The following is a 6,756-nucleotide window of genomic DNA, read 5'->3' as shown; positions in this document are numbered from 1 at the left end:
TTCTTCAATGGGTTTTCTTTTTGCTTTCATTATTCCTGGAAGGTTAGGGTATCTAGGAGTATTTAAACCTTTGTCTGCACCAATAATAGCCGGCAAATTAAGCGAGTACTCTTGCTTTACCCCTCCATCTATTTTTTTAGTGGCTTTAAGTGTTTTGTCTTTTAGCTCTAGCTGGCTGACTCCCGAAAGCACAGGCATATTTAGCTCTTGTCCTAGCCGAAAAAGCATTAAGCCAAAATTATAATCAATGCCCAACTTTCCTGTAAAGATTAAATCGGGTAAATCTTTTTTTTGTAAAACCGCCGCAATAGCTTGGGCCACCATAGAACTATTTAAAAACATATCCTCTGGAGTATCCACGCAAATTGCAGTATCTGCGCCCATGGCTAGCGCAGTTCTAAGAGCATCAGTTACTCTAGACTTTGGGCCTACACTAATAACCTCTACGCTGGCCTGGGTGGAAGCTTTAATTTGCAAAGCTTCTTCAATGGCAAATTCATCGTAAGGGTTAATGCTCCACTTAATATTTGTTGCGTCAATATTGGTAGAGGCGTTATTGATTTCCAGTTTGGCTTCTGTATCAGGAACTTGCTTAATGCAAACGGTGATTTTCATACATTCCTCACTACTAGTTAGTTTATTTTTCACTTAACAAAGAGGGTTTAATAATAATCTTACTATTTATGCTTGTCATTATTTATATATCAATACAATATATAAGAAATTGTATGGTGAAAATCAAGGCCATAGAATAATTAAAAAGTTAACACTAGTTTGAGTTTTGCTATGTCAAAAATAATGTCTTATTTTTTTTCCAGTATTGGTCGAAAGCAATTAATGGGAGTAGCTGGCTTGGCATTATGCGGGTTTATGTTTACCCACGCTTTGGGAAACTACTTAATATTTTTTGGTCCAGAGGCCTATAATTCTTATAGCCACTCTTTAACTAGCATGTCTATTTTTCCAATTATAGAGATGGGCTTGCTTGTTGTTTTTTTAACGCATTTAATATTGGCCATTGTAGTTAGTATTTATAATAAAAAAGCCAAAGGTGGCCAGTATGCAAAAACGCCAAGAGGCAAAAGAGGAACTTCTCTTTTGCGCAGTAGTTTGTTTTGGCAAGGAATAATTGTATTAGTATTTATTGTTGGTCACTTAGTGACTTTGCGTTTTGGAGAAGAGATTCACGTAACATACTCTGGCTTAGAAATGGACAATCTTTTTGCTCTTGTGGGCTCTTTTTTAAAAGAACCCATAATTATGATTTTTTATATGTTAAGCATTGGAGTCTTAGGCTTTCACCTTGCCCATGGTTTACAGGCCTCTTTAAAAACTTTTGGCATTTATCATCCCGAAACTTTGTTAAATATTTTAAGTTGGACCTTTTCTGTTTTTGTTAGCTTTAGTTTTTTTGCACAGGTAATTTTTATGTTTGTTCAATTTTCGTAAGTTAGGAGCTTGGTATGAAAATAAATTCAAATATTCCCTCTGGAAATTTAGAAGACAAATGGGAAAAGCATAAGTTTGATATTAAGCTAGTAAACCCCTCTAATAAAAGAAAGTTTGAAATCTTAGTAGTAGGCACGGGTTTAGCAGGCGCTTCTGCAGCGGCCTCTTTAGCAGAAATGGGCTACAAGGTAAAAATATTTTGCATTCAAGACTCCCCCAGAAGAGCGCATTCCATTGCGGCACAAGGCGGAATTAATGCTGCAAAAAATTATCCCAACGACGGCGACTCTGTAGATCGTTTATTTTACGACACTATTAAAGGAGGAGATTTTCGCGCTCGCGAAGCCAATGTTTATCGGCTAGCGCAAGTTTCTAATTCTATTATTGACCAATGTGTAGCTCAAGGCGTTCCATTTGCCAGAGAGTACGGGGGAACATTAAGCAATCGTTCTTTTGGAGGGGCGCAAGTTTCTAGAACTTTTTATGCCAAAGGACAAACAGGACAACAGTTATTATTAGGCGCTTACTCTGCATTAATGAAGCAGGTGGATTTAAAAAATGTAGAATTATTTACACGCCGAGAAATGTTAGAGCTGGTAACTATTAAAGAACAAGCTCGAGGAATTGTGGTTCGCAATTTAATTAATGGCGAGGTAGAATCTTATAGTGGGCATGCCGTTTTATTAGCTACGGGTGGGTATGGAAATGTATTTCACCTTTCTACCAATGCACAAAACTCCAATGCTACGGCCGCTTGGCGATGTCACCAAAAGGGAGCGAGTTTTGCTAACCCTTGTTTTACGCAAATTCATCCCACCTGTATTCCTGTTTCTGGCGACCACCAATCTAAATTAACTTTAATGTCAGAATCTTTACGCAACGACGGAAGAGTATGGGTTCCTAAAAACAGCAATGAAACACGGCAAGGACATACTATTCCAGAAGAAGAAAGGGATTATTATTTAGAAAGAATTTACCCAAGCTTTGGTAACTTAGTGCCTAGAGATGTTGCCTCTCGCCAAGCAAAATTTCGAGTGGACGAGCATCGTTCTGCTTTAAAAGGAGGCCAAGCCGTTTATTTAGATTTTAAATCTGCTATTAACCGAGCGGGACAAAAAGCGGTTGCCGATAAATACGGCAACTTATTTGATATGTATCAAAAAATTACAGGAGACAACCCGTATGCAAAGCCGATGCGTATTTATCCCGCCTCTCATTATACTATGGGAGGTTTGTGGGTAGATTATAATTTACAAAGCACTATTTCTGGCTTGCATGTTTTAGGGGAGGCAAATTTTTCTGACCACGGAGCCAATCGCTTAGGGGCATCGGCCTTAATGCAAGGTTTAGCAGATGGGTACTTTGTTATTCCGTATACTTTAGGCAACTATTTAGCCTCGACCTCTTTAGAAGAAGTTTCTGTAAGTCACCCAGCATTTAAAGAAGCAGAAAATACAGTGAAAGAAAAAACGGCTAATTTTTTATCCATTAAAGGAAATAAAACAGTAGAAGAATTTCATCGTGACTTAGGGGCTGTCATTTGGGAAAATGTAGGAATGTCTAGAAACGCTGAAGGGTTAAAAAAAGCCTTAATAGAAATTCCAAAACTACGAGAAGAGTTTTACAATAATTTAAAAGTTACTGGCGACGATAAAAGTAAAAACTACCAGCTAGAAAAAGCCGGTCGCGTGGCCGATTATTTAGAGTTGGGAGAGTTAATGGCCAAAGACGCTTTGCAAAGAGAGGAGTCTTGTGGTGGACACTTTAGGGAAGAGCATCAAACTGAAGAAAACGAGGCTTTGCGAAACGACGAAGATTTTTGCCATGTTTCTGCTTACGAATATAAAGCAGAACAAAGCTTATCTAAAAATATGGAATGGCAATTACATAAAGAAAATTTAGAGTTTACAAAAATAAAACCAAGCACTAGGAGCTATAAGTAACCGTGGAACAGAAAAAGAAAAACTACATTTTAAAACTTTGGAAACAAAAAGACCCAGACGCAAAGGGAAAGTTTGTTACCTACGAAGCAAAAAATATTTCTGACGAAATGTCTTTTTTAGAAATGCTAGACATTGTTAATCAAGATTTTATTAAAAAAAATAAATCTGCCGTGGAGTTTGATAACGATTGTCGCGAAGGAATTTGCGGCGCCTGCTCTTTGGTGATTAACGGCATTCCTCACGGTGCAGAAATGGGAACGGCCACTTGTCAGTTGCATATGCGCACTTTTAAAGATGGAGAAACGATTTTTGTAGAACCTTTTAGAGCAAAAGCCTTTCCTGTGGTTAAAGATTTAATTGTTGATAGAAGTGCTTTTGATAGAATTCAACAAGCAGGGGGTTACACCTCAATTAATACGGGTAACGCTCAAGATGCTAACAGCATTTTAATTGGAAAAAAAGAAGCCGACCAAGCTTTTGATTATGCAGCCTGCATTGGTTGTGGAGCTTGTGTGGCTGCTTGTAAAAATGCTTCGGCCAGTTTGTTTGTAGGGGCTAAGTTAGCCCAATTAGCTTTATTACCCCAAGGGCAAGTAGAAAAAAAAGAACGAAGCAAGCGCATGGTTGCACAAATGGATAAAGAGCAATTTGGATCTTGCACTAACACAGGAGTTTGCTCTGCCGTTTGCCCTAAAGAAATTTCTTTAGATGTTATTACAAAAATGAATTGCGAATTTTTTAAATCGTTGTTATAAATAAAAACCGAGGTATATAGATGTTTAGTTTATTTTTTATAGGTATAGTTCTTTTAATATTTTTTGATGCTTGGTATTTGGTTTCTCAACAAACGGCAAAAATTGTAGAGAGGCTAGGTAAATTTTCCACCGTTGCAAAAGCGGGGCTTCATTTTAAAATACCTGTTATTGACAAAATTGTAACCACTCAAGATTTAAAAATTAATCAGCTAGATGTAGAAATTGAAACCAAAACTAAAGACAATGTTTTTGTAAGAACGCAAGTGTCTGTTCAGTATTTTATTATGCCTAATAAAATTTACGAATCGTTTTATAAATTGGATGACCCCACAAGACAAATTAGAGCCTATATTTTTGATGTCGTGCGATCAGAAATTCCAAAAATGCAGTTAGACGAAGTGTTTGCCAATAAAGAAACAGTGGCAGATGCGATTAAAGAGAGCTTGTCTGACTCTATGGATGATTTTGGTTACTCCATTACCACGGCCCTGGTAACAGATATTGACCCAGACACATTAGTAAAAGAGTCGATGAATAAAATTAACGCCACTGCTCGAGATAAAGTAGCAGCCACCAACGAAGCCGATGCCTCCAAAATTCGCGTGGTAAAAGCAGCCGAAGCTGATGCCGAAAGTAAGCGATTAACCGGTGAGGGTTATGCGCAATTACGAATGGCCATTGCAAAAGGAATGGAAGATTCTATGGCAAGCTTAAAACAAGCAGGCTTAAACTCTGAAGCAGCAACAAATTTAATTTTAACAACCCAGTATTTAGAAACTTTAGAAAAAATGACAGCTCATGGAAAAACCAACACGATTATGCTTCCTGGTGGCGCTGGTGGTGTGGGCGACATTCGCGAGCAATTGCTTTCTGCAATAACAGTTATAAAAGATTAAACCTTATTAATAAAGTTTTGTAAAATATTACTAAGTTCTTTAGGAAAATCTAATTGTGTGCAGTGGCTGCCGTCTTCAAAAATAAACAGCGTACTGTTAGCAATAGCCTTACTAATAGTTTTCTGTTTTTCTAAAGGGGTAAGTGGATCTTTTTTTCCGGCAATAACTAAGGTCGGAACCTTTATTTTTTTAAGTAAATTGGAATAGTCTGCTTTAATCATTTCGTTAAATAGTTTAAAAAATATTTCTTGGTTAATATAAGCAAGCCCTTGGATATAAATTTCAATATCTTTTTTTTCCACAGCGTGAGGGTTAAAGCCTCCCAGCAAAGCAAGCAAATAAGGGCTTAAAGGATTATCGATAACACTTTCCCAAAGTAAGCTAAAGCTTTCTGGCAATGTTTTAGAAAAGCGATTGATATATTCATAAAGCTCTTGCGCTAATTGTTTAGAATAAAACATGCCGTCTAGTGGGTTAGAGGCAAAGCCATTAATTAAACTTAAGCTTTTAAATGAATTTTTATTTTGTTTATAAGCTTCCAACAAAACACTACAGCCAAAACTATGACCAACAAAATGCGCATTAGTAATTTTTAGTTTTTTTAACAAAAACTCAATATCTTTAGCAAGAGCAGAAATAGATACATTCTTTTTTAATTTTGGAGAGGCCGACTTACCATGACCTCTTAAATCAATACTTATTACTTGATAATTTTGTGCTAAATAAAAAGTTTGATAAATAAAGTGATTCATTAAACAGCCGATGCCATAAACAAACACAACAGGCTTTCCTGTTCCGCGCACCTCATAATAAATGGAAGTTTGGTCAAAGCTTTTAAAATGCTTTTTAACTACAGGAACGGGGTTTATTTTTTGTTTTTGGTTCATAGCATAAAAAAATTATAGTAGATGAATTTCAATTTTAATTTTATCTATATAAATAATATCTCGATCTTGCAAGGCGGCGGTGCTAACACTTTGTTTATTAAACAACACCTTATCTGGATGATTAGTTTGAAAAAAGGGAACCTTATTTTTTTGCACAATACTAAAACACAAGTCGGGAATATTATCTCCGACAATAGGTAGGTCATAAGAGCTAGGGCCTATGTGCCGAGGGCCATAACCTAATAACCACTGTGTTTTTCTTTGCAAACCAGTGATAAAAGTTAACCTTACCATGGGGGTAAGGGCTGTTATACTTTTGGCGACAGCTGCATTGGTAAAGTTTTTTTCACTAAGGTTGTCATACAGCAATTGCCCCCAGGTTTTTTGCTCTACGGGAGCGGGGGTGTCGTTGGTTGCTCTTTCGACCTGAATTTCTGTTTTTCCTAGTTGAAAAAGTAGCCCTTCTTTTAACAGCAGCGATTCTGTTTTTTGACCATTAGTGCGAATTTTATTTTTTACGCTTTTATTGATTAGATATAGCCCTTCCTTCTTTTGAAGCACTTGAGCGTGTAGGGAAGAGACATGGGGGTCTTTAATAAGTATATCGTTGCTGGAGTCTCTGCCCAAGGTGATGTTAGGACTCACTTTGTAGTGAGCCCCTTTTAGAGGGCCAGATTGAATAACAAAATAAAAGCTCATGGGTATAAAATACTCTGGAGAAGGGGTTTTGCCAATAAAAAAGAAGTTGTATGAAGGGGGTAAATGTGTTAAAAAATTTCCTAGTCTAAAAAGTGATTGGGTAAATGAATAATTAATAAGGCAAAAG

The 6,756-nt window shown here is 36.9% G+C and carries 7 protein-coding genes; 4 read left to right on the top strand and 3 right to left on the bottom strand.

The window, feature by feature from the left end; all coding sequences use genetic code 11:
* A partial coding sequence (locus HAW63_03620; protein ID MBE8163056.1) for an electron transfer flavoprotein subunit beta/FixA family protein occupies nucleotides 1-615 on the bottom strand: 615 nt, incomplete at its 3' end.
* Between the two features lie 171 nt (nucleotides 616-786).
* On the opposite strand from HAW63_03620, the gene HAW63_03615 reads away from it, so the two are divergent.
* From HAW63_03615 to HAW63_03600, 4 genes are read left to right on the top strand one after another with little or no spacing between them, the layout of a single operon-like run.
* A complete protein-coding gene (locus HAW63_03615) occupies nucleotides 787-1,449 on the top strand; it encodes a hypothetical protein (protein MBE8163055.1) in 663 nt (220 codons plus the stop codon).
* A 14-nt stretch (nucleotides 1,450-1,463) separates the two neighbouring features.
* Nucleotides 1,464-3,392, top strand: a complete 1,929-nt coding sequence (locus HAW63_03610; GenBank protein MBE8163054.1) for a fumarate reductase/succinate dehydrogenase flavoprotein subunit — start codon at nucleotides 1,464-1,466, stop codon at nucleotides 3,390-3,392.
* Nucleotides 3,393-3,418: 26 nt separating this feature from the next.
* The gene (locus HAW63_03605; GenBank protein MBE8163053.1) at nucleotides 3,419-4,147 is read left to right on the top strand and encodes a succinate dehydrogenase/fumarate reductase iron-sulfur subunit; all 729 of its coding nucleotides are present in this window, start codon (nucleotides 3,419-3,421) and stop codon (nucleotides 4,145-4,147) included.
* Between the two features lie 20 nt (nucleotides 4,148-4,167).
* Nucleotides 4,168-5,043, top strand: coding sequence for an SPFH domain-containing protein (locus tag HAW63_03600; protein ID MBE8163052.1), 876 nt, complete (start codon nucleotides 4,168-4,170; stop codon nucleotides 5,041-5,043).
* On the opposite strand, the gene HAW63_03595 is transcribed toward HAW63_03600, so the two are convergent.
* Nucleotides 5,040-5,930 (bottom strand): alpha/beta hydrolase, encoded by an 891-nt coding sequence (locus tag HAW63_03595; GenBank protein ID MBE8163051.1) that lies wholly within the window; start codon nucleotides 5,928-5,930, stop codon nucleotides 5,040-5,042. The two genes, HAW63_03600 and HAW63_03595, sit on opposite strands and share 4 nt — an antisense overlap.
* A 12-nt stretch (nucleotides 5,931-5,942) precedes the next feature.
* Entirely contained in the window at nucleotides 5,943-6,629 is a 687-nt protein-coding gene (locus HAW63_03590) for an FHA domain-containing protein (protein ID MBE8163050.1), read from the bottom strand.
* Nucleotides 6,630-6,756: the final 127 nt, after the last annotated feature.

It is taken from the genome of Pseudobdellovibrionaceae bacterium (genome assembly GCA_015163855.1).
GTDB lineage: Bacteria > Bdellovibrionota > Bdellovibrionia > Bdellovibrionales > UBA1609 > JAAOIH01.
The sequence above is the reverse complement of the archived record's forward strand: the minus strand, read 5'-3'. Positions and strand labels throughout refer to the sequence as shown.